Annotated in this window: 21 protein-coding genes and 1 tRNA gene; 9 read left to right on the top strand and 13 right to left on the bottom strand. The window is 63.8% G+C overall.

Annotated elements, in window-relative coordinates:
• Positions 1-33: 33 nt before the first annotated feature.
• Together ctaD and BLT75_RS15940 are read right to left on the bottom strand one after the other, a co-directional pair.
• Positions 34-1,692 (bottom strand): cytochrome c oxidase subunit I, encoded by a 1,659-nt coding sequence (gene ctaD / locus BLT75_RS15935; protein ID WP_093033876.1) that lies wholly within the window; start codon positions 1,690-1,692, stop codon positions 34-36.
• Between the two features lie 412 nt (positions 1,693-2,104).
• Positions 2,105-2,191: transfer RNA gene (locus tag BLT75_RS15940), tRNA-Leu, on the bottom strand.
• Between the two features lie 141 nt (positions 2,192-2,332).
• Here BLT75_RS15940 and BLT75_RS15945 point away from each other — a divergent pair.
• Both BLT75_RS15945 and lipB read left to right on the top strand, forming a co-directional pair.
• Entirely contained in the window at positions 2,333-2,992 is a 660-nt protein-coding gene (locus BLT75_RS15945) for a DsbA family oxidoreductase (RefSeq protein ID WP_093033879.1), read from the top strand.
• Positions 2,993-3,031: 39 nt separating this feature from the next.
• Entirely contained in the window at positions 3,032-3,691 is a 660-nt protein-coding gene (gene lipB / locus BLT75_RS15950; protein ID WP_093033882.1) for a lipoyl(octanoyl) transferase LipB, read from the top strand.
• A gap of 3 nt (positions 3,692-3,694) precedes the next feature.
• Here the strand turns inward: lipB and BLT75_RS15955 are convergent, their stop codons facing one another.
• The 3 genes from BLT75_RS15955 to BLT75_RS15970 form a co-directional block, all read right to left on the bottom strand.
• A complete protein-coding gene (locus tag BLT75_RS15955; RefSeq protein ID WP_143028581.1) occupies positions 3,695-5,347 on the bottom strand; it encodes a bifunctional helix-turn-helix transcriptional regulator/alpha/beta hydrolase in 1,653 nt (550 codons plus the stop codon).
• Positions 5,348-5,697: 350 nt separating this feature from the next.
• Positions 5,698-6,627, bottom strand: a complete 930-nt coding sequence (locus BLT75_RS15965) for a cation diffusion facilitator family transporter (protein ID WP_093034172.1) — start codon at positions 6,625-6,627, stop codon at positions 5,698-5,700.
• Between the two features lie 81 nt (positions 6,628-6,708).
• Entirely contained in the window at positions 6,709-7,125 is a 417-nt protein-coding gene (locus tag BLT75_RS15970; protein WP_093034175.1) for an HIT family protein, read from the bottom strand.
• Between the two features lie 338 nt (positions 7,126-7,463).
• Between BLT75_RS15970 and BLT75_RS15975 the strand changes: the two genes are divergently transcribed.
• A complete protein-coding gene (locus tag BLT75_RS15975; protein WP_143028582.1) occupies positions 7,464-8,396 on the top strand; it encodes a lysophospholipid acyltransferase family protein in 933 nt (310 codons plus the stop codon).
• A gap of 71 nt (positions 8,397-8,467) precedes the next feature.
• Positions 8,468-8,737 (top strand): DksA/TraR family C4-type zinc finger protein, encoded by a 270-nt coding sequence (locus BLT75_RS15980; RefSeq protein WP_093033894.1) that lies wholly within the window; start codon positions 8,468-8,470, stop codon positions 8,735-8,737.
• 7 nt (positions 8,738-8,744) lie between these two features.
• Here BLT75_RS15980 and ureG read toward each other — a convergent pair whose 3' ends face one another.
• The 8 genes from ureG to BLT75_RS16015 are packed head-to-tail and all read right to left on the bottom strand — an operon-like array spanning position 8,745 to position 13,782.
• On the bottom strand, positions 8,745-9,380 hold the full coding sequence (ureG, locus tag BLT75_RS15985; protein ID WP_093033897.1) for an urease accessory protein UreG: 636 nt from the start codon (positions 9,378-9,380) through the stop codon (positions 8,745-8,747).
• Positions 9,377-10,024: an urease accessory protein UreF gene (locus BLT75_RS15990; RefSeq protein ID WP_093033900.1), complete on the bottom strand. Its 648-nt coding sequence runs from the start codon at positions 10,022-10,024 to the stop codon at positions 9,377-9,379. Before BLT75_RS15990 ends, ureG begins: the two co-directional genes overlap by 4 nt.
• Positions 10,014-10,505, bottom strand: coding sequence for an urease accessory protein UreE (ureE, locus tag BLT75_RS15995; protein ID WP_093033904.1), 492 nt, complete (start codon positions 10,503-10,505; stop codon positions 10,014-10,016). The genes BLT75_RS15990 and ureE overlap by 11 nt, the downstream gene beginning before the upstream one ends.
• 11 nt (positions 10,506-10,516) lie before the next feature.
• The gene (ureC, locus tag BLT75_RS16000) at positions 10,517-12,226 is read right to left on the bottom strand and encodes an urease subunit alpha (RefSeq protein WP_093033907.1); all 1,710 of its coding nucleotides are present in this window, start codon (positions 12,224-12,226) and stop codon (positions 10,517-10,519) included.
• The gene (locus tag BLT75_RS16005) at positions 12,226-12,531 is read right to left on the bottom strand and encodes an urease subunit beta (RefSeq protein ID WP_093033910.1); all 306 of its coding nucleotides are present in this window, start codon (positions 12,529-12,531) and stop codon (positions 12,226-12,228) included. Before BLT75_RS16005 ends, ureC begins: the two co-directional genes overlap by 1 nt.
• Positions 12,528-12,692, bottom strand: a complete 165-nt coding sequence (locus BLT75_RS24430) for a hypothetical protein (RefSeq protein WP_176828081.1) — start codon at positions 12,690-12,692, stop codon at positions 12,528-12,530. Before BLT75_RS24430 ends, BLT75_RS16005 begins: the two co-directional genes overlap by 4 nt.
• 12 nt (positions 12,693-12,704) lie before the next feature.
• On the bottom strand, positions 12,705-13,007 hold the full coding sequence (locus BLT75_RS16010; protein ID WP_093033913.1) for an urease subunit gamma: 303 nt from the start codon (positions 13,005-13,007) through the stop codon (positions 12,705-12,707).
• 1 nt (position 13,008) lies between these two features.
• Positions 13,009-13,782: an urease accessory protein UreD gene (locus BLT75_RS16015; protein WP_245706561.1), complete on the bottom strand. Its 774-nt coding sequence runs from the start codon at positions 13,780-13,782 to the stop codon at positions 13,009-13,011.
• 453 nt (positions 13,783-14,235) lie between these two features.
• Here BLT75_RS16015 and urtA point away from each other — a divergent pair, with 453 nt between their 5' ends.
• Genes urtA through urtE form a run of 5 tightly spaced genes read left to right on the top strand, consistent with a single transcriptional unit; the run spans position 14,236 to position 20,196 of the window.
• On the top strand, positions 14,236-15,516 hold the full coding sequence (gene urtA / locus BLT75_RS16020) for an urea ABC transporter substrate-binding protein (protein ID WP_093033916.1): 1,281 nt from the start codon (positions 14,236-14,238) through the stop codon (positions 15,514-15,516).
• Between the two features lie 57 nt (positions 15,517-15,573).
• Complete coding sequence (gene urtB / locus BLT75_RS16025; protein WP_093033920.1) at positions 15,574-17,526, top strand: urea ABC transporter permease subunit UrtB; 1,953 nt, start codon at positions 15,574-15,576, stop codon at positions 17,524-17,526.
• A gap of 4 nt (positions 17,527-17,530) precedes the next feature.
• Complete coding sequence (urtC, locus tag BLT75_RS16030; RefSeq protein ID WP_093033923.1) at positions 17,531-18,760, top strand: urea ABC transporter permease subunit UrtC; 1,230 nt, start codon at positions 17,531-17,533, stop codon at positions 18,758-18,760.
• Entirely contained in the window at positions 18,757-19,497 is a 741-nt protein-coding gene (gene urtD, locus BLT75_RS16035; RefSeq protein WP_093033925.1) for an urea ABC transporter ATP-binding protein UrtD, read from the top strand. Before urtC ends, urtD begins: the two co-directional genes overlap by 4 nt.
• 3 nt (positions 19,498-19,500) lie before the next feature.
• Positions 19,501-20,196, top strand: coding sequence for an urea ABC transporter ATP-binding subunit UrtE (gene urtE / locus BLT75_RS16040; RefSeq protein WP_093033928.1), 696 nt, complete (start codon positions 19,501-19,503; stop codon positions 20,194-20,196).
• The last annotated feature ends 55 nt before the right edge of the window (positions 20,197-20,251 follow it).

Raw genomic sequence — 20,251 nt, forward strand, 5'->3', positions numbered from 1 at the left:
GGAGGCCTGTTGTTCAGTGACTGGTGCCGTCGCTCAGTGCGCGTGGCTCTTGTCCCAGTCTTCCCGCTTGGGCAGCGTCTCGAACGTATGTTCGGGCGGCGGGCAGGGCAGGGTCCATTCCAGCGTGTCGGCGTATTCGTTCCAGTAGTTGTTCTGGGTGACGCGGGCACCACGGGTGAGCGTGTAGAACACGATGCCGAAGAACAGGATGAACGAAGCGAACGAGATGAACGCACCCCAGGACGAGATGTAGTTCCAGTAGGCGAAGGCTTCCGGGTAGTCGATGTAACGACGCGGCATGCCCTGACGGCCCAGGAAGTGCTGGGGGAAGAAGGTCAGGTTGGCGCCGATGAAGAACATCCAGAAGTGAACCTTGCCCCAGAACTCGGGGTACTGGCGGCCCGACATCTTGCCCAGGTAGAAATACATGCCGGCAAAGATCGCGAACACGGCGCCCAGCGACATCACGTAGTGGAAGTGTGCAACCACGTAGTAGGTGTCGTGATAGGCACGGTCCAGCGAGGCCTGGCTCAGCACCACGCCTGTCACGCCGCCGACGGTGAACAGGAACAGGAAGCCGAAGGCAAAGAGCATCGGCGTCTTGAACTCGATCGAACCGCCCCACATGGTGGCGATCCAGCTGAACACCTTGACGCCCGTAGGCACCGCGATGACCATCGTGGCCAGCATGAAATAGGCCTGCTGGTGCAGCGACATGCCGACAGTGTACATGTGGTGCGCCCACACGACAAAGCCCAGCGCGCCGATCGCGATGATTGCCCAGACCATCGGCAGGTAGCCGAAGACGGGCTTGCGCGAGAAGGTGGCGATCACGTGAGAGATGATGCCGAAGCCGGGCAGGATCACGATATACACTTCCGGGTGGCCGAAGAACCACAGGATGTGCTGGTACAGGATCGGGTCGCCGCCGCCAGCTGGGTCAAAGAAGGTGAAGCCGAAGTTGCGGTCCATCAGCAGCATGGTGATCGCACCGGCCAGAACCGGCAGCGACAGCAGGATCAGCCACGAGGTGACAAAGATCGACCACGCGAACAGCGGCACCTTGAACAGGGTCATGCCCGGCGCGCGCATATTCAGGAAGGTGGTGATCATGTTGATCGCACCCAGGATCGAGGAGGCGCCCGACAGGTGCACGGCGAAAATCGCCAGGTCCATCGACATGCCGCCCTCGGTGGTGGACAGCGGCGGGTAGAGAACCCAGCCCACGCCCGAACCCAGCTGGTCGTTGCCACCCGGCGTCAGCAGCGAGGCGACGCCCAGCGAAGTACCGGCGACATAAAGCCAGAACGACAGGTTGTTCATGCGCGGGAACGCCATGTCCGGCGCACCGATCTGCAACGGCATGAAGAAGTTGCCGAAGCCGCCGAACAGCGCCGGGATCACCACGAAGAACATCATCAGGACGCCGTGATAGGTGATCATCACGTTCCAGACGTGGCCGTTGGGGGTACAGGGATCGGCCATGAAGCCTTCCATGCACATGTACTGCACGCCCGGATGCATCAGCTCGAGCCGCATGTAGACGGTCATCAGGACCGAGATCAGACCGGCGATGGCCGAAAAGATCAGGTACAGGATCCCGATGTCCTTGTGGTTGGTCGACATGAACCAGCGGGTAAAGAAACCGCGGTTGTCCTCATGCCCGTGACCATGAATGGCTGCGTCTGCCATTTAGGTGCCTCCTTGCAGATTTTACGCGCAGCCCGGAAACTCCGGGCCACGCGGATTCCCGCTGGTTTTAGAATGTGAGCCGTGCCGCATCAATGGTGGAGTTTGATCTGGATCAAGATAAATGGCCGCACCCCCTTGAACACTGCGGCTTTCTCGGCCTCGGGCAGCCAGCGAAACAGGGGGTGCATGTGAGGCCTTCATGAGGGTCTGAACGATTTCATCGCCAAGCACCCCGGCCGCGTCCCGGAGACAATGCCGCCGGAAGCGTCTGCGGCCCCCGGAAAGTTCGTCAACGTATTTGAGCTTCACCTTCGCCACTGCCGCAAATGTCCCATTTGTGCCCCGAAAAGTGTCCCGGGACGGGCGCTACACGGCTGATTTCTTGAAAAACAGGGCCTTCAAGGCCAAGTTATGGTGCGGTCGAGAAGACTCGAACTTCCACGGGAGTTACCCCACAGCGACCTCAACGCTGCGCGTCTACCAATTCCGCCACGACCGCACTGTCTGTGACTTGGTAGAGCGGCGTATAGACGAGGGTTGCGGCGATGTGAAGAGGCAAAAACACGTTGCTTTGAATTCTCCTTCCGCGCCCGATATACTAACCGAACACGTTCAAGACCCGTGCGCCAAGGAGACCGGAATGACCGTCGAAACCACTCGTCCCATCGTGCAGATCGATATCGTGTCGGATGTGGTTTGCCCGTGGTGCATCGTCGGTTTTCTTCAGCTGGACCGGGCGCTTGCGCAAACCGGCGCCCTTGCGCGGCTGCGTTGGCATCCGTTCGAACTCAATCCGGGCATGGGGCCGGAAGGGCAGGACCTGCGCGCGCATATCATGGAAAAATACGGCTCGACTGCCGAGCAGAGCCAAACTGCTCGCGCACGGCTGACGGCGATCGGGGCCGAACTGGGGTTTGCCTTCAACTTTTCCGATGACAGCCGGATCGTGAATACCTTTCGCGCCCACCAGCTGCTTGACTGGGCCGAGGGGCAAGGCCGCCAGCATCCGTTGAAGATGGCCTTGTTCGCGGCCTATTTCTCCGAAGGCAGGGATGTCTCGGACGATGAGGTTCTGATCAAGGCGGTCACGGCTGCCGGGCTCGATCCGGAGGCCGCGCGGTCGGCGCTTGCCTCGGGCGCGCATGTGGACAGAGTGCGCGAAAAAGAGGCGTTCTGGACCTCGCGCGGGATCTCTGGCGTGCCGTCAATGGTGTTTGGCGGCAAGTACCTTCTGACCGGGGCACAGGGGGTGGAGAATTACGCGCAGGTCATCGGGCGCTGTCTGACCGAGGCCGCCTGACCCCTTTCATCATGCCCTTGCCCCGGCTATTGAACGCACATGGAATGGAAGATCACCGACGGGTTGACCGATTACGAAGAGGCCGTGGCCTTCATGGAGGCGCGCGCCGCGGCTATCGCCGCGGGCGAGGCGGAAGAATGCATCTGGCTGCTGGAACATCCGCCGCTTTATACCGCCGGGACCTCGGCCCGGCGCGAGGATCTGACCGACCCGGACCGTTTTCCGGTCCATGGAAGCAAGCGGGGCGGGCAATATACCTATCACGGCCCCGGTCAGCGGGTGGTCTATGTCATGCTCGACGTCGGCAAGCGTGGTCACGACGTGCGCCGCTTCGTCCAGCAGCTTGAGGAATGGGTGATCGCGGCGCTGGCAGAGTTCAACGTGCGGGGCGAAATCCGCGAAGGGCGTGTCGGCGTCTGGGTGCGTCGCGACGACAAGCCGCTTACAGTCAGCGGGAAACCGGCCGAGGACAAGATTGCCGCCATCGGAATCCGCATTCGGAAGTGGGTCAGTTTTCACGGCATTTCGATCAATGTCGAACCCGACCTCGAGCATTTTTCCGGTATCGTGCCCTGCGGAATCAGCGAATTCGGAGTTACCTCTCTGGTCGATCTGGGGTTGCCCGTGACCCTGGCCGATGTCGATGTCGCGTTGCGCAGCAGCTTTGAAAAGGTGTTCGGAGAGACTGCGGCGGTCTGACCTTCACTCAGGCAACTCGTCGATGGCATCAAGCACGACTTCGGGGCGTTCATAGATCAGGAACTGGCCGACGTTGTCCAGTTTGCGAAAACTTACGTTCGTGCGCTTTGCGGTAAATTCCTGAACCGCGTTGACCGGAACAACCGGATCCAGCGCGCCATGCAGCTGGATCACCGGCTTGCCGGTCTGGGGCAGGGCAGAGAACCAGTCCGAGACCATGACCCGCGAATCGCTGACAAAACCGTCGGTGCCGGATTGCGCGGCAAATCGATAGCCCGCGTGCATGAGTTCTGACAGATGCAAGCGGTCGACCACGGCGCGCTCGTGGCTGTCGGGGGGATAAAGCGCATCCATGAAGGTCTGGACGTTCTCGCTGTCGATCAGCGAAATACCGGCGCGTACGAAAAAGGGCAGCAGGTTTGGCGCCCAGCGCGCAGTGTACGCCATGATCCGCTGGCGCCGGGCCATGCCTGCGTAATGCTCTCGCCGAAGTATCGGGCCGCAGCCGGCCACCGCGACCATGCCGCGAATTCGCGCATCGCCACCAGCGCAGACAACATGGCCCTGAACCGATCCCGCCATATGGCCCAGGATCGCAACCCTCTTCAGCCCGAACCGGTCGATCAACTCGAGGACATGTTCGGACATGACTTCCAAATTGGCCATCGGATCGGATACCGGATCCGATCGCCCATATCCGGGACGCACCGGTGCCAGAACGCGCAGGCCACGCTGATGAAACCGCGGCTTGAGATATTCAAGCGGGGCCATTCCGTCCAGCATGCCGTGCAGATAGATCACCGGATGCCCATCGGGTGCGCCACATTGGTAGAGCTGCATCTTGAGGCCGGTGCGCATCTCAAGAACTTCGTTTCGCAGGTCGACGGCTCCGGGATGTCCCGCAGTACTCAACTGGTTTCCACGGTCGATCAGGAATGCGACCAGCCGGATCAGGTCCACCTGTCCCGGTGCACCGGTCTTGGCCAGCACCGACTTGGTCTGGTTTCGCACCGTGTGTTCGGATTTGCGGGATTTTTCGGCAATCTCCTTCAGGCTGCGCCCATCCATCAGGTTGCGGACGATGTCCACTTCGGCCGGCGAAAGGCCGAATGAAGCGACAAGCATCCGTTCCGCCGCCGGCGTCCACTGGTAGTCGAGACCCTCGATCATCAGCTGGCCCGCCGTATCCGGACAGGTGGTGACCCGGGCGATCAGGTGACGGGGGCGTATGTCGGTGTTCAGCACCATCGTCTGCGCGTTGATCCTTCCGGCTCGCGCGGACTCCAGCAAGCCGTCGAGCATCTGTACGCTTTGTGCGGCCAGATGTGGTCTCAGCGCCGCGACGTCGGCAGGATTGTTCAGCGTTCTGCGGGCCTGACGCCCGGCTGCGCGCACCTTGCCGTCGGCGCCTGCCAGTATCACGAACCCCGGGATCCCGTTGATGCGCCGCTCGAGTTCCGACTGAGGGGCCTTTCGCCCGAGCTGTTCGAGAATAACATGTGCGCGCCGGAAATGGTCCTGCAACTCGGGATCGATAGGCAACTCCGAACCGGATGACATGTCGTCCACATCGGACAAGACGCCAGCCTGCTGCAACAGGCGCCCCAGATGATCGTCCCAGGCCGACATGACCCGGTCGTAGAGATCCGGCCGCAAGACCGTCTCGTAGATCGCTGCGATGATCTGTTCCCGGTTCTGTGCAAAGGATTTTTCGGTGTCGTCGCGAATGGGTCCACCTCCTTGATTATCCTCAACCTAGGAGAACTTTGCGCCGATACAATCGCCCGGATGGGTTATACCATCCTGATCGGCGTGAAATTGTTGTTGAAATAACCCAAATGGGTCATGCCGTGCAGGTCGGACGCATGGCAAGATCCGCAGTACCGTTCAGTGAGTGAGTGGTGTTTTCAAAAGTCGGGTGCTTGTGCCGTTCCCCATGACGGCTTCTGGCGCCAGTTGTTTCCCCTTCTGCCGCCCCGCATGTTGCGGGGCGGCAATTTTTTGGCTCAGGCCGGATTGCTGCCGATCCTGCTGGGCTGAAGGCAGGCGTGGGTGGCGCATTCCATTTCCAGTGTCGAATGACCGATCCCGAACTTCTGATCCAGCCCCGATTTGACCCGGGCCTTGATCGCGTCGGCATCCTGCCAGAATCCTGACCGCAGCACCAGATGGGCGGTCAGGGCGGACTTGTCCTCCTGCAGGCACCAAAGATGCAGGTGGTGCACGGCTTGCACCCCCTCGATGCTCTCGACATAGTCGGCGACCTGTTCCGGATCGAGGCCGGGCGGCGTGCCCAGCATCAGGATGCGTACGGTCCCGCCGATCTCGGAGCGGACATGCCACAGGATGTAGGTCGCGATCATCAGTGTCACGAGCGGATCGACCCAGGTCCAGCCGAACCGGATGACGGCCACCCCGGCCACGATCACGGCAACCGAACCCAGCGCATCGGCGACATTGTGCAGGAAGGCGGCCCGGATGTTGATCGAGGTTCTGGACAGCGACCAGGTCAAGGCGGCGGTCACAAGGTCGACGACCAAAGCCAGCGCGGCAATCCAGACCACCAGCCAGCCGTCGATCGGCTGCGGGTCGATGAAGCGCATCACGCCCTCGTAGGCCAGAAACAGCGCCAGGACGACCAGAGTGGTGTAGTTGACCAGCGCGGCCACCACCTCGATCCGGCCATAGCCGAAGCTCATACGGTTGTCGGCGGGTCGCCGGGCGACCTTGCGCGCAAGGAAGGCGATGATCAGGGCCACCGCATCCGAGAAGTTGTGCAGCGCGTCCGCGATCAGCGCCAGCGAGCCGGACAGCAGACCGCCCACAATTTGCGCCAGGGTCAACGCGATGTTGACTGCGATGGCCCAGGCGACACGCTGGTCGCCTGCGGCAGCGTCAACATGATGATGGCCGTGGCCATGATGATCCTGTGTCATCCGGATGCGTTCCTCGTACCGGTTCGCAGCCCTGGCTCGTCCCTGCAGCGGCCGCAGGTTCAAGAGGCCCGCATGACATTTTCAGTCCAATGCGGCCCGGATCTTCTCGGCCTGTTCGGCGATCAGAGTCATGTCACCCATCTTTCCGGGTGGACGCAGCGGCTGGCCCTCGTACCGGGGCAGGACATGGACATGCAGATGAAACACCTCCTGCCCGCCCACGGCCTCGTTGAACTGTTGCAGGGTGACGCCCCCGGCGCCCAAGGCTTTCATCACGGCATGGCTGAGCTTCTGGACCGTCTTCATGACGGCGGCCATCTGTTCCGGGCTGGCGTCGAGCACATTGCGGCAGGGCGTTTTCGGGATCACCAGCAGATGCCCGTCTGCGCGGGGCATGATGTCCATGAAGGCCAGCGTATCGTCGTCCTCGTAAACGCGGGTCGACGGGATTTCGCCGCGCAGGATCCGGGCGAAGATGTTGTCGGGATCGTAGTCCATGTCGGGCATCCGTTCTGTCTGGGCTGTCGGGAAGAGTTGTGGGCGAGAGGAAGCGCGGGGTCAAGCCGGCCTTCGGGCAAGCCGGGCAATCCGGACAGCGGTCGACGGCTGGAGTTGCCGGCTCGAACGCCCGCGGTTCCGGAACGCGGCCGGTCCGCGTGCCGCGAAGCCATGTTTGGGTGTTCGAACCGGCCTTTCAGCGACTATGATCGACGACGGCTATCAGTGCCAACGGCAGTGCAGGAAGGTTGTATCCCCATGGCGGATTGGTTCGGCATCTCCTTTCGTCGAGGCCAGGAACCGCCTGGGGCGCGTGAACGCCGAAGCGGGGGAACCTGATGAAGCTTTTCCCAGGCTCCCATCGCTCGTTCCGAAGGGAAAATCCACTGGACCCGGTCCTGCAAGCCCGACTGCATTTGTCGCAGGACGACCGGTTCCGCCTGGGCTTCGTGCGCCTGTGCCTGAATGCGGCGGATGCCGTCAGCCGGCTGGTCCTTCGCCGGCCGTTTGTCGCCCTGCGCGAGACCGAAGATTTGCTGGACGAGATTGCCGGCCTCACCGGCAAGCCTCTGGTCGAGCACATTCTGGACCGCAACGGAGGAACGACGATCACCGCGCATGGACTGGACAATGTCCCGGCCAAGGGACGGGTGATCATCGCTGCGACGCATCCTACCGGAATGTTCGATTTCGTCGCACATGCCGGCGCCTTGCTGGCGCGGCGTCCGGATCTCAAGGTGCTCGCCAACCGGGAAACCGAACGGTTCCTCGGTGAGGACAGCATCGTCCCGGTCGATATCGACAAAACAAACCGCGCCGTTTCGGCCAGCACGACCTTTGCCGCGATGGAACGGCATCTGATGGGCGAGGGCGCCTTGCTGGTGTTCGGGTCGGGCCGTGTGCCATTCCTGCGGAACGGTCATCTGGTCGAGCCGGACTGGCGCGGCGGGACAACCCGCATTTCGCGACTTTGCAGTGCGCCAATCGTGCCAGCGGCGCTGGATGCGCGCAACACCGGCTATTATTATGGTCTTCGCAGGTTCGCGCAGTTTCTGGGCGGCGGCGACGACAATTTCGGCGCCATGGTCGGATCCCTGCGCTATGCGGCGGAACTGATGGAGAAACTGGGCGGCTCCTACGACGTTTTCTATGCCAGGCCATGGCCGCCGGGTGCCCGGCCCCAAGAGCTGAAGGCCAGCGCAGAGGCGCTGGTGCCGGGTCTGTACCGGACAGGGGCGTCGCAGAGGGCACAAGACCGGCAGGGCCGATGACACCGAACCGACCGGACCTTTGCAAAGCGCGGCTCGGGGCGATAATCTCGACGACAGAGCGGAGGTGAAACATGGCCGGAGGCTGGGCCCGTGACGGTGCGGTGAGCGAACAGATCGAGGCGTCGATTTCCGACGAACTTGCGCGGATGAAAGCGCGCAAGGCGCCGGTGGGCGAGAGCCTGACCCATTGCGCCGAATGCGACGAGGAAATCCCCCGGGCCCGGCGGCAGGCGCTGCCGGGTGTGAAGCTTTGCCTCGACTGCCAGCAAGAGCGTGACGGTGCCTATAAGGCACGCGGGGGCATCAACCGTCGCGGGTCCAAGGACAGCCAGTTGAAATGACAGGCTTTCAGGCCGCGCTTTTGCGGCCCGGCCCGATGCCTCCGATGCGGTCCAGCAGCGCCAGAACCTTCTCGACACCCTCGCCATGGCGGATCGAAGTGAAAACGAAGGGGCGTTCTCCGCGCATGCGCGCGGCGTCCCGCTCCATCACGCCCAGATCCGCGCCCACATATGGCGCAAGATCGGTCTTGTTGATCACCAGTATGTCAGACCGGGTAATCGCGGGCCCGCCCTTGCGCGGGATCTCCTCGCCTGCGGCCACGTCGATCACGTAAAGGGTCACATCCGCCAGTTCCGGGCTGAAGGTAGCCGACAGGTTGTCGCCGCCCGATTCGATCAGCACGATTTCGACTTCCGGATGGCGGCGCACCATTTCGGCCACCGCGGCCAGGTTGATCGAGGCATCCTCGCGGATGGCGGTATGCGGGCAACCGCCGGTCTCGACGCCGATCACCCGGTCCTGTGGCAGGATCTGCATGCGCATCAGCGCCTCGGCATCCTCCTGCGTGTAGATGTCGTTGGTGATCACGCCGATGGAATGGGTGTCGCGCAGCGCACGGGCCAGGGCGGCGGTCAGGCTGGTCTTGCCCGCGCCCACCGGGCCGCCGATGCCGACGCGCAGGGGGCCGTTCATCTGGGTCATGTTCGGAATATCCTCGGTTCCTGGGTTTCATGTTGCATCGCCGCGATCTCGGCCAGAAAGGCGGTGCCTGACAGGGCGGACAGATCCGACGCCAGAGCCGCCTCGGCCCGCGCGGCGCAGCGGGGCGCCATCCGGTGGACCAGCGCCTGCGCCGCCGTCTGGCCCAGCGGCATCAACCTTTGCGCTGCCGAGACAAGGTTGGCGACGAAGGCGTGCAGATACATCTTGGCGGCAAGATGCAGCGGCAGGCCCAAAGCATGCGCCGCGCAGCCGAGCGCGACCGGATAGGTCAATTCGGTATCGTCCCCGCCCCAGACCCGCGACGTGACCCTGACAAATGCCGCGCCCTGCTGGACGGTCTCGATCCGGCGTTCGACAGGGCCGGCAAAGGCCCGCGCCATCGCGTCGATCTCTTGCACCTCGTCCCTTGTGGCCGCGCGCGCCGCCGCAATCAGAAACAGGGCATCGGACCAGCCCGCGCCAAATTCGAGCAGGTCGCAAAGCCAGTTCTCCAGATCGTCCGCATCCGCCACCGCGCCGGTCTGCACCAGCCGCTCCAACCCGTGGGAATAGGCAAATGACCCAACGGGATAGGCGGGCGACAGCCATTGCGCCAGGGTCAGCAGATCAAGGTCAGTGGCCATGGGCGTGAGGGGAACCCTGCGCGTGAGAATGCCCGTGGTCATGCCCGTGAGTGCGCCCGTGCCCATAGGCCCCGCCTTCGGGCGCAAAGGGGGCGTGGATCTCGCTCACCTGCGCGCCGAGCCTTTCCAGCATGTCGCGAATCACGTGGTCCTGCCGGATCAGCAACCGGTCCGCCTCGATCTGGCAGGGCGTATGGCGGTTGCCGATATGCCAGGCCAGCCGGGTCAGGTTGTCGCCCGTCACTGCCAGCAGCGGTTCGTTTGCGGCGACCACCTCGATCAGGCGCCCGTCGCTGAGTTCAAAGGCGTCGCCGCCGTCCAGCGACGTGGTCTGGGCCAGATCGACAAGGAAATCCTCGCGATGCAGGGTGGTCAGCATCCTGCGGCGCAGGAAACGGTTTTCGTAGGTGAGCAGGACGGACCCGTCCGCCTCGCTCCAGTCGCCGTGACGGCGGATCCTCTGGGTGGTGGCTACTTGCATCTCGGCTCCCTTCAGAACAGGAAATAGCGTTGTGCCATGGGCAGGACTTCGGCCGGCTGGCAGGTGAGCAATTCTCCATCCGCGCGCACCTCGTAGGTTTCGGGATGGACTTCGACACGCGGCAGGGCATCGTTCAGCTTCAGATCCCGTTTGCCGATGGCGCGGGTATTCCTGACAGCCAGCGTCTGCTTGGCCAGTCCAAGCCTTGCCCGGACACCATCGGCCTGCGCCGCCTCGGAAACGAAGATCACCGCCGAGTTCTCGACCGAGCGGCCATAGGCGCCCCACATGGGCCGGGAATAGACCGGCTGCGGGGTCGGGATCGAAGCATTGGGGTCGCCCATCTGGGCGCAAACGATAGTGCCGCCCAGCAGCACCATCTCGGGCTTGACGCCGAAGAAGGCGGGGTTCCACAGCACCAGATCGGCGCGCTTGCCCTCCTCGATGCTGCCGATCTCATGCGCAATCCCATGCGCAATCGCCGGGTTGATCGTGTATTTCGCGATATAGCGGCGAACCCGGAAATTGTCGTTGTCGCCGGTTTCCTTAGGCAAACGGCCGCGCTGTTTCTTCATCTTGTCCGCAGTCTGCCAGGTGCGGATCAGCACCTCGCCTACGCGGCCCATCGCCTGGCTGTCGGACGCGATGATGGAAAACGCCCCCATGTCGTGCAGGATGTCCTCGGCCGCGATGGTCTCGCGCCGGATGCGGCTTTCGGCGAATGCCACGTCCTCGGGGATCGACTTGTCGAGATGGTGGCAGACCATCAGCATGTCGAGATGCTCCTCGACCGTGTTCACGGTAAAGGGGCGCGTGGGGTTGGTCGAGGACGGCAGGACATGCTCCTCGCCACAGATCTTGATGATGTCCGGGGCATGGCCGCCGCCCGCGCCCTCGGTGTGAAAGGCGTGGATGGTGCGGCCCTTCATGGCGGCCACGGTATTTTCGACAAAGCCGGATTCGTTGAGTGTATCGGTGTGGATCATCACCTGCACGTCCCAGGCGTCGGCAACCGACAGGCAGCAGTCGATGGCTGCGGGCGTGGTGCCCCAATCCTCGTGCAGTTTCAGGGCGCAGGCTCCGGCCAGCACCTGTTCCTCGAGCGCGGCGGGGAGCGAGGCGTTGCCCTTGCCCGCAAAGGCCAGGTTCATCGGGAAGGCGTCGGCCGCCTGGAGCATCCGCCCGATATGCCAGGGACCGGGGGTGCAGGTGGTGGCCAGTGTTCCATGCGCGGGACCGGTGCCGCCGCCCAGCATCGTGGTCAGGCCCGAATGCAGCGCGTCCTCGATCTGTTGCGGGCAGATGAAATGGATGTGACTGTCGAACCCGCCTGCCGTCAGGATGCGGCCTTCGCCCGCGATCGCCTCGGTGCCGGGGCCGACAATGATGTCGACGCCTGGCTGGCTATCCGGGTTGCCGGCCTTGCCGATCTTGTGGATGCGCCCGTCCTTCAGGCCCACGTCGGCCTTGTAGATGCCGGTCCAATCGACGATCAGCGCATTGGTGATGACCGTGTCGACGGCGCCCGCCGCGCGCGTGGTCTGGCTTTGTCCCATTCCGTCGCGGATCACCTTGCCGCCCCCGAACTTGACCTCTTCGCCATAGGTGGTCAGGTCGCGCTCGACCTCGATGAAAAGCTCGGTGTCGGCCAGCCGCACCCGGTCGCCCGTGGTCGGGCCATACATGGCGGCATAGTCCGAGCGTTTGATCTCAGCCGGCATCAGAGTTCCCCCATGATCTGACCGTTGAACCCGAAAATGCGGCGATTCCCGCCGATGGGGATCAACTGCACCTCTCGCCGCTGGCCCGGTTCGAACCGAACGGCGGTGCCGGCTGCGATGTCGAGCCGCATCCCGCGCGCTGCGGCCCGGTCGAAGTCGAGCGCGGGGTTGGTTTCCGCGAAATGGTAGTGCGAGCCGACCTGCACCGGCCGGTCGCCGGTATTGGCCACTACCAGAGTGACCACCGTTCGCCCGGCATTCAGCGTGATCGTGCCGGAGGCCGTCAGTACTTCTCCCGGGATCATTTGCGGATCCTGAGCCCGGCCAGCAACGCCAGGCCACATGCGGTCAGACCCAGCGAAACGGCCAGCCAGTCGCCGGAACCATGCGGATGCATATGCGTGCCCTCATGCGCCAGTACGGGCGCGGCCAGCAGGATCAGGGAAAGCGATAGAAGGTGTTTCATGAGCATGTCTCCTCAGCGGATGGGTTCGTGAACGGTGACGAGCTTGGTGCCGTCGGGAAAGGTGGCCTCGACCTGGACCTCGGGGATCATCTCGGGTACGCCCTCCATGCATTGGGCGCGGGTGACGACCTGTGCGCCGGCTTCCATCATGTCGGCGACCGAGCGCCCGTCACGGGCTCCTTCGACAACGGCGTCGGTGATCAGGGCGATGGCCTCGGGGTAGTTCAGCCTGACGCCGCGCGCCAGACGGCGGCGCGCCACTTCGGCGGCCATGGCGATGAGCAGCTTGTCTTTTTCGCGTGGGGTCAGTTGCATGTCAGATCATCCAGGGTCTTGGCAGAGAGTGGCAGGTCAGGCGGTTCAGCATTGGAACCAGCGTTTGGCGCAGCAGGAAGCTGTCGGCGGCCAACAGGCGGATCAGCAGCATGTCCTCGCCCACGAGGCTGGCGCCTCCGGTGGCAGGCAAGGCGGCGCGGATCCAGGCCAGGTGCGCGGGGGCATCCGGTCGGATCAGTACAAGGCTGGCGATCGCGCCGGCGCCGCCGGCCACATGCGGGCGGGCCAGTTGTGCGCTGATGTCGCCGGCGAAATCCAGCCTGTCGATATACGCGGGCTTGCCGCTGCGGACTATTTCGATTCGATCGGAAAACCATGCTCGATCAATCGTTTCCCCCATGGCGGCACGACCGAACACGAGCGATTCCGCAAGCAGCAACCGCGCATCTGTGGCAAGGTCGATCCGCAGGCTGCGCGCAATCCTGCACCCGTTGAACAGGATGGTTTCCTGCGGCAGCCAGTTGAGTTCAGCGCCAGCCTCCGCGCGAAGGCGTGTGTCAATGCGGCCCGGCTCTGCATCGCGGGCGCGGTAGGCGCGCTCGGCGGCCTGCGTCGTCAGTGTCGCGGCAGCGCCCGGACCGACCTCGGCGCGCAAGGAGAACCGGTCGCCGCCGGTCACGCCTCCGGCCGTATTGACAAGAACCGCTTGCGCGGCAGCACTCGAGCGGCGCGGGAAAAGCAGCTTGAGCGACCCTGACTGGCGCAGGCCAGACAGTTCGCCGCGGCCTTCGCGCAACTTGAACGAAACCGCCACCGCGCCCTCGGCCCGTGGTTGGGTCGTGGCGGTCGGCCGGGACTCTATGTGGTGCACTGCGGTAATGGCGATGTCCTCGGGGCGGGCGTTTCGTTGCTCAAAGTGACAGCACAGCCTCGCGGCCAAGTCAGTGATCGCAGGCAGTTTGAAAGGTGATACCGCAATGACTGCCTAAATAGTGGGCGATATCGCCAAGGTATGCTCAAAAATGGGGCGAGTGATCTCGTGAGCGCTCCGGCAATTCAACGACCTGTTGCGCCGGATGCTGCAATGCAGAAGCGATAAGGGTGCCCGAGTTGAGGAGAACTGCTCCGAATGCGGGTGTGTGGCGACCAGACGAATTGGAGCTCTGACCGGCCGCCACACGGATGCAACACGTTGTTGCAGGGGTGACCTAGGCCGTAATGCCCGGCTGGGCAAGGCCCGGAAGCGCGCCCCTGCGAGGAGACAAACATGACCCAACTGAAATCCTCTCTCGCAACTGCCGCGCTGCTCGCCGCGTTCGGCGCCCCGGCCATGGCTGCCGACTGCCCGATCAAGGTGGGCGTGCTGCATTCGCTGTCCGGGACCATGGCGATCTCGGAAACCACGCTGAAGGACACCATGCTGATGCTGATCGAACAGCAGAACGCCAAGGGCGGTCTGCTGGGCTGCGAGCTTGAAGCCGTGGTGGTCGATCCCGCCTCGGACTGGCCGCTCTTCGCCGAAAAGGCACGCGAGTTGCTGACCGTGCATAATGTGGATGTGATCTTCGGCAACTGGACCAGCGTCAGCCGCAAATCGGTGCTGCCGGTGATCGAGGAACTGAACGGTCTGCTGTTCTATCCGGTCCAGTACGAGGGCGAGGAGAGCTCGAAGAACGTGTTCTACACCGGTGCTGCGCCGAACCAGCAGGCGATCCCGGCGACCGATTATTTCCTCGAGGAACTGGGCGTCGAGAAATTCGCGCTGCTGGGCACCGACTATGTCTATCCCCGGACCACCAACAACATCCTCGAATCCTATCTCAAGCAGAAAGGCATCGCGGAGGCCGATATCTTCGTCAACTACACGCCCTTCGGCCATTCCGACTGGTCCAAGATCGTGGCCGACGTGGTAGCACTTGGCGCCGATGGCAAGAAGGTGGGCGTGATCTCGACCATCAACGGGGACGCAAACATCGGCTTCTACAAGGAGCTTGCGGCTGCGGGCGTATCCGCCGACGACATTCCGGTGGTGGCCTTCTCGGTCGGCGAGGAAGAACTGTCTGGTCTCGATACCACCAACCTGGTCGGGCATCTCGCGGCCTGGAACTACTTCCAGTCGGCCGATACCGAGATCAATGCCGAGTTCGTGAAGGCCTGGAAGGCCAGGATGGGCGAGGACCGCGTGACCAACGACCCGATGGAGGCTCATTACATCGGCTTCAACATGTGGGTGAACGCGGCCACCGCCGCAGGAACCACCGATGTGGACGCCGTGCGCAGCGCCATGTACGGGCAGGAATTCCCCAACCTGACCGGCGGCACAGCCGTCATGCTTCCCAACCATCACCTGGCCAAGCCGGTGCTGATCGGAGAGATCCAGGCTGATGGCCAGTTCGACATCATCAGCCAGACCTCCGAGGTTCCCGGCGACGCCTGGACCGACTTCCTGCCGGAATCGGCGGTGCTGATGTCGGATTGGAAGGACCTTGGCTGCGGCATGTACAACACCCAGACAAAGACCTGCGTGCAGACCCTGTCCAACTACTGATCGGGACAGACGGGAAGGGGCGCTCCGCCCCTTCCGACCACAGGCGGATTTCACGACATGACAAGATTGATGATCGCGCTGACCGCGCTGTTTCTGCTGTGCACGCAGGCGATGGCGCAAGACGCCACGGTTCAGAGCGTACTCCAGGCCCATCGCGAGACGATCGAGAAGGGCTCGCGCAAGTCGATCGGCGCGGCGATCGACGCGATTGCCGCCAGCGGATTACCGCAGGCACAGGACGTGCTTCAGGTCTGGGCCGCCAAGGAGATGTGGCAGCGTGGCGGCGACGGGCTGTTCTTTCGAGGGGTCGAGAAAACCGGTCGCCAGGTGGAACTGTTCGATTTCGACAGCGGGCAGAGCGTGGGAATGCTCGACCGTGATGATCTGGAGCAGATCAAGCCCAACAGCGGGGTACGTGCCCTGATCGGCACGGCGCTGGTGCAGTTCCAGTTGTCCGATCCCGACCCGATCCGGCGGGCCGAGGCGCTGGACGCGATCCAGCGCAGCCCGGCTGCCGAGTTGCTGGCCCCCCTGCGCGCCTCGATTCCGGCGGAACCCGACCCGGCGCTGAAAGACCGCAAGATGCGGGTGGAGCGCTTGCTGACCATGGCCTACGACCCTGACGACCAGGCCCGGATCACTGCTATCGAGGATATGTCGGGCGACCTGGGGGTCGACATGCGCGCGACGCTGAACCCCTTGCTCGTGACCCGTATCGTGCTGGCCGAAGGGCTGCCCGCAACCGCCAACATCCGGCGCGAAGTGAAGCCGGGCGATCCGGCGCTTGGCCTGGCGGCCGCCTATGACATGCTGATCGCGGCTGGTCTGGCCCAGCCGATCCCGGATGCAGAGGCCCGCAAGGCGCTTCTGATCGAGCACGCCGCCGACGGGCTGGTTGCCGGAATCCCCCTCCATCAACTGGACACCCAGGCAGCGCGAGATGCGGCCTATGTGCAACTGGCTCAGGCCGGGCTGGTGCCGCGCTGGTCCACCGCCGAGGCGCCCGAGGTGGTGGTGACGCGGCACCGCTTTGTCGAAGTTTACAACGAACCCTCTGCCGCGGTTACCGAAGCGGCGGAACAGGCGCTGGACGAGATCGAGATGCGCGTCGGCCTGAACCAGGCGTTCGATCTGGGGCTGGACGCGCTTTCGCTCGCCTCGATCTACTTTCTGGCCGCCATAGGTCTGGCCATCACCTTCGGCGTCATGGGGGTGATCAACATGGCCCATGGCGAATTCATCATGATGGGGGCCTATACCGGCTACATGGTGCAGCAGGTCATCGCCGATCACACGCTGTCGATCCTGGTGGCGATCCCGCTGGCCTTTGCCGTCACCTTTGCCGCCGGTGTCGCGATGGAGCGGCTGGTGATCCGGCATCTCTACAACCGGCCGCTGGAAACGCTGCTGGCCACCTTCGGCATCTCGATCGCCATGCAGCAACTGGCCAAGAACATCTTCGGCACGCAAGCGCGCCCGCTGACCGCGCCGGGCTGGCTGGACGGGGCCTGGGTGCTGAACGACGTGGTGTCGATCAGCTATATACGCATCGCTATCTTTGTCCTTGCGCTGATCTTTCTGGGCCTATTCCTGTTCATCATGCGGCGCACCCGTCTGGGGCTGGAGACCCGCGCGGTCACCCAGAACCCGCGCATGGCGGCGTCGATGGGCATCAACCCCGACCGCATCAACATGCTGACCTTCGGTCTCGGCTCCGGCATCGCGGGCATCGCGGGCGTCGCCATCGGCCTCTTTGCCAAGGTCACATCGGAGTTGGGCAGCGATTACATCGTTCAAAGCTTCATGACCGTGGTGGTGGGCGGCGTCGGCAACATCTGGGGCACGCTGGCGGGTGCGGCGATGATCGGCACGCTGCAAAAGGGGATCGAATGGCTCAACCCCTCGAACACTCTGGCGGCGCAGACCTACATGATCATCTTCATCATCATCTTCATTCAGTTCCGGCCACGGGGGATCATTGCCCTCAGGGGTCGCGCGGCGGGGGATTGACGCCATGAGGGATTCATTCGTCGCGCGGCATCCTTCGGTGCTGATCTTCCTGGCCCTGCTGGCGCTTTTTACCCTGGGCGTGACCGTTCTGGCCGAAGGCTTCGGCATCGGCCTGATCTCGACCAGTTTCGTCAAGACACTGGGCAAGACGATGTGCCTGTGCCTGATCGCGGTCGCGATGGACCTGATCTGGGGCTATTGCGGCATTCTCAGCCTCGGCCACTTCGCGTTTTTCGGGCTGGGCGGTTACATGATCGGCATGTGGCTGATGTATGAACGCACCCGGCTCATCGTCGAAGGGTCGCTGGCCCAGGGCGCGTTGCCGCCCACGGAACAGGAAATCGTGGCTGCCATCGGCACCCAGATCTTCGGCGTGGTGGGCTCGTCCGAGTTTCCGCTGGTCTGGGCCTTCGCCGACAGCCTTGCCCTGCAACTGGCGCTGGTGGTGCTGGTGCCGGGTCTGCTGGCGCTGGTATTCGGTTGGCTGGCCTTCCGCAGCCGGGTGACCGGCGTCTACCTGTCGATCCTGACCCAGGCGATGACGCTGGCGCTGGCGCTTTACCTCTTCCAGAACGACAGCGGGCTGCGCGGCAACAACGGCTTGTCGGGGTTGCAGAACCTGCCGGGCGTCGAGGCGCCGCAATCGGTTGTCAGCCTGTGGTTCTTCTGGGCCTCGGCGCTGGCGCTGGCGCTGGGCTACCTGCTGGCGGCCTGGATCGTTTCGGGCAAGTTCGGCTCGGTCATCCGCGGTATACGCGACAACGAGGCGCGGGTGCGCTTCCTCGGCTATTCGGTCGAGATCTACAAGCTGGCCGTCTTCACCCTGACCGCCTGCATCGCCGGGATTGCCGGGGCGCTCTATTACCCGCAGGCGGGTATCGTGAACCCGGCCGAGATTGCGCCCATCGCCTCGATCTACCTCGCCGTCTGGGTCGCCATCGGCGGGCGCGGGCGGCTTTACGGCGCGGTGATCGGGGCCGCGTTCGTCAGCCTGGTGTCCTCGTGGTTCACCGGCGGCCAGATCCCCGACCTGGCGCTGGGTCCGCTGACGATCAGATGGGTGGACTGGTGGACCATCGTCCTGGGCCTGTCCTTCGTGCTGGTCACGCTGTTTGCGCCCTCGGGCATCGGCGGGCTTTTCGATCTCTGGCAGGGGCGGCGCCATCCCGACCGGCACGGGGCGGACCTGGGGCCCAACGCGGGCGCGCTGCGCGAAAAGGAGGCCACGGAATGAGCACGCTTCTCGAAGTTTCCGGCGTCTCGGTCAGTTTCGACGGGTTCAAGGCGATCAACAACCTGTCCTTCCGCATCGGTCAGGCCGAGATGCGGGCGGTGATCGGTCCCAACGGGGCCGGCAAGACCACCTTCATGGACATCGTCACCGGCAAGACCCGGCCCGACGAGGGGCGGGTGCTGTGGGGCGAGCGCAGCCAGTCGCTGCTGGGCATGTCAGAAGCGCAGATCGCGCGGGCCGGGATCGGGCGCAAGTTCCAGAAGCCCACCGTGTTCGAGGACCAAAGCGTGCACGAAAACCTGCTGATGGCGCTCAAGGGCCGTCGCGGCCCCTGGGCGGTGCTGTTCTACCGGCCGGCGGCAGCCGATCTTGCGCGGGTCGACGAACTGGCGGCCGAGATCGGCCTTGCCGATCACCTGGCGCGCAAGGCCGGAGAGCTGTCGCACGGGCAGAAGCAGTGGCTGGAGATCGGCATGCTGCTGGCGCAGGAACCGCGCCTGCTGCTGGTCGACGAACCTGCCGCCGGCATGACCCCGGCCGAACGCGAACACACCACCGCCATTCTGGTCGAGGCCGCGAAAACCCGCGCCGTCGTGGTGGTGGAACATGACATGGAGTTCGTGCGCCGGTTGAGCTGCAAGGTCACCGTCCTGCACGAAGGTGCGGTCCTGGCCGAGGGCAGCCTCGATCACGTGACTGCCGACCAACGGGTCATCGACGTTTACCTGGGACGCTGACACATGCTGAAGATCGACGATATCACCCTGCATTACGGCCATTCGCGCATTCTGGACGGCATCTCGATGGAGGCTCGCGCGGGCGAGGTGACCTGCCTCATGGGCTCGAACGGAGTGGGCAAGACCAGCCTGATCAAGGCGATTGCCGGAACGCATCAGCGCTCGGGCGGGCAACTCACGCTGGATGGCGAGGCGCTGGGCGTGTTGCCCGCACATGCGATGGCGCGCAAGGGCGTGGCGCTGGTGCCGCAGGGGCGCGAGATATTCCCGCTGCTCAGCGTGCGCGAAAACCTCGAAACCGGGTTCGGCTGCCTGCCGCGCGCCGACTGGCAGGTTCCCGAGGAGATGTTCCAGCTGTTTCCGGTCCTGAAGCAGATGCAGAACCGGCGCGGCGGCGACCTGTCGGGCGGCCAGCAACAGCAACTGGCCATCGCGCGGGCGCTGATCACCCGCCCGAAACTGTTGCTGCTGGACGAACCGACCGAGGGTATCCAGCCCAATATCATCCAGCAGATCGGCGAGGTGATTTCGCATCTGCGCGCGCAGGGCGGCATGGCTATCGTGCTGGTCGAACAGTTCTTCGATTTCGCCTATGGGCTGGGGGACAGTTTCGTGGCGCTCAGGCGCGGTCAGGTCTGCCTGCGCGGGCGGGCGGGCGAGGTCGCGCGCGATGATCTGCTGGCGGCGGTATCGGTCTGATCAGGGCATTTCGAGAACGCCCTTGATGTTACGGCATCACCGATGCCACGAGAGT

The organism is Ruegeria marina, from assembly GCF_900101475.1.
Classification (GTDB): domain Bacteria; phylum Pseudomonadota; class Alphaproteobacteria; order Rhodobacterales; family Rhodobacteraceae; genus Ruegeria_B; species Ruegeria_B marina.

Bases quoted from the DNA above. Each gene is read 5' to 3' on its own strand.
- BLT75_RS15975 (WP_143028582.1), top strand. From the start codon at position 7,464: ATGAAGCTTTTCCCAGGCTCCCATCGCTCGTTCCGAAGGGAAAATCCA.
- BLT75_RS16010 (WP_093033913.1), bottom strand. From the start codon at position 13,007: ATGCAACTGACCCCACGCGAAAAAGACAAGCTGCTCATCGCCATGGCC.
- BLT75_RS24430 (WP_176828081.1), bottom strand. From the start codon at position 12,692: ATGAAACACCTTCTATCGCTTTCCCTGATCCTGCTGGCCGCGCCCGTA.
- urtA (WP_093033916.1), top strand. From the start codon at position 14,236: ATGACCCAACTGAAATCCTCTCTCGCAACTGCCGCGCTGCTCGCCGCG.
- BLT75_RS16005 (WP_093033910.1), bottom strand. From the start codon at position 12,531: ATGATCCCGGGAGAAGTACTGACGGCCTCCGGCACGATCACGCTGAAT.
- urtD (WP_093033925.1), top strand. From the start codon at position 18,757: ATGAGCACGCTTCTCGAAGTTTCCGGCGTCTCGGTCAGTTTCGACGGG.
- BLT75_RS15980 (WP_093033894.1), top strand. From the start codon at position 8,468: ATGGCCGGAGGCTGGGCCCGTGACGGTGCGGTGAGCGAACAGATCGAG.
- BLT75_RS15965 (WP_093034172.1), bottom strand. From the start codon at position 6,627: ATGACACAGGATCATCATGGCCACGGCCATCATCATGTTGACGCTGCC.
- BLT75_RS15970 (WP_093034175.1), bottom strand. From the start codon at position 7,125: ATGGACTACGATCCCGACAACATCTTCGCCCGGATCCTGCGCGGCGAA.
- urtE (WP_093033928.1), top strand. From the start codon at position 19,501: ATGCTGAAGATCGACGATATCACCCTGCATTACGGCCATTCGCGCATT.
- BLT75_RS15990 (WP_093033900.1), bottom strand. From the start codon at position 10,024: ATGGCCACTGACCTTGATCTGCTGACCCTGGCGCAATGGCTGTCGCCC.
- lipB (WP_093033882.1), top strand. From the start codon at position 3,032: ATGGAATGGAAGATCACCGACGGGTTGACCGATTACGAAGAGGCCGTG.
- ureG (WP_093033897.1), bottom strand. From the start codon at position 9,380: ATGACCCAGATGAACGGCCCCCTGCGCGTCGGCATCGGCGGCCCGGTG.
- ctaD (WP_093033876.1), bottom strand. From the start codon at position 1,692: ATGGCAGACGCAGCCATTCATGGTCACGGGCATGAGGACAACCGCGGT.
- urtC (WP_093033923.1), top strand. From the start codon at position 17,531: ATGAGGGATTCATTCGTCGCGCGGCATCCTTCGGTGCTGATCTTCCTG.
- urtB (WP_093033920.1), top strand. From the start codon at position 15,574: ATGACAAGATTGATGATCGCGCTGACCGCGCTGTTTCTGCTGTGCACG.
- BLT75_RS15945 (WP_093033879.1), top strand. From the start codon at position 2,333: ATGACCGTCGAAACCACTCGTCCCATCGTGCAGATCGATATCGTGTCG.
- ureE (WP_093033904.1), bottom strand. From the start codon at position 10,505: ATGCAAGTAGCCACCACCCAGAGGATCCGCCGTCACGGCGACTGGAGC.
- ureC (WP_093033907.1), bottom strand. From the start codon at position 12,226: ATGCCGGCTGAGATCAAACGCTCGGACTATGCCGCCATGTATGGCCCG.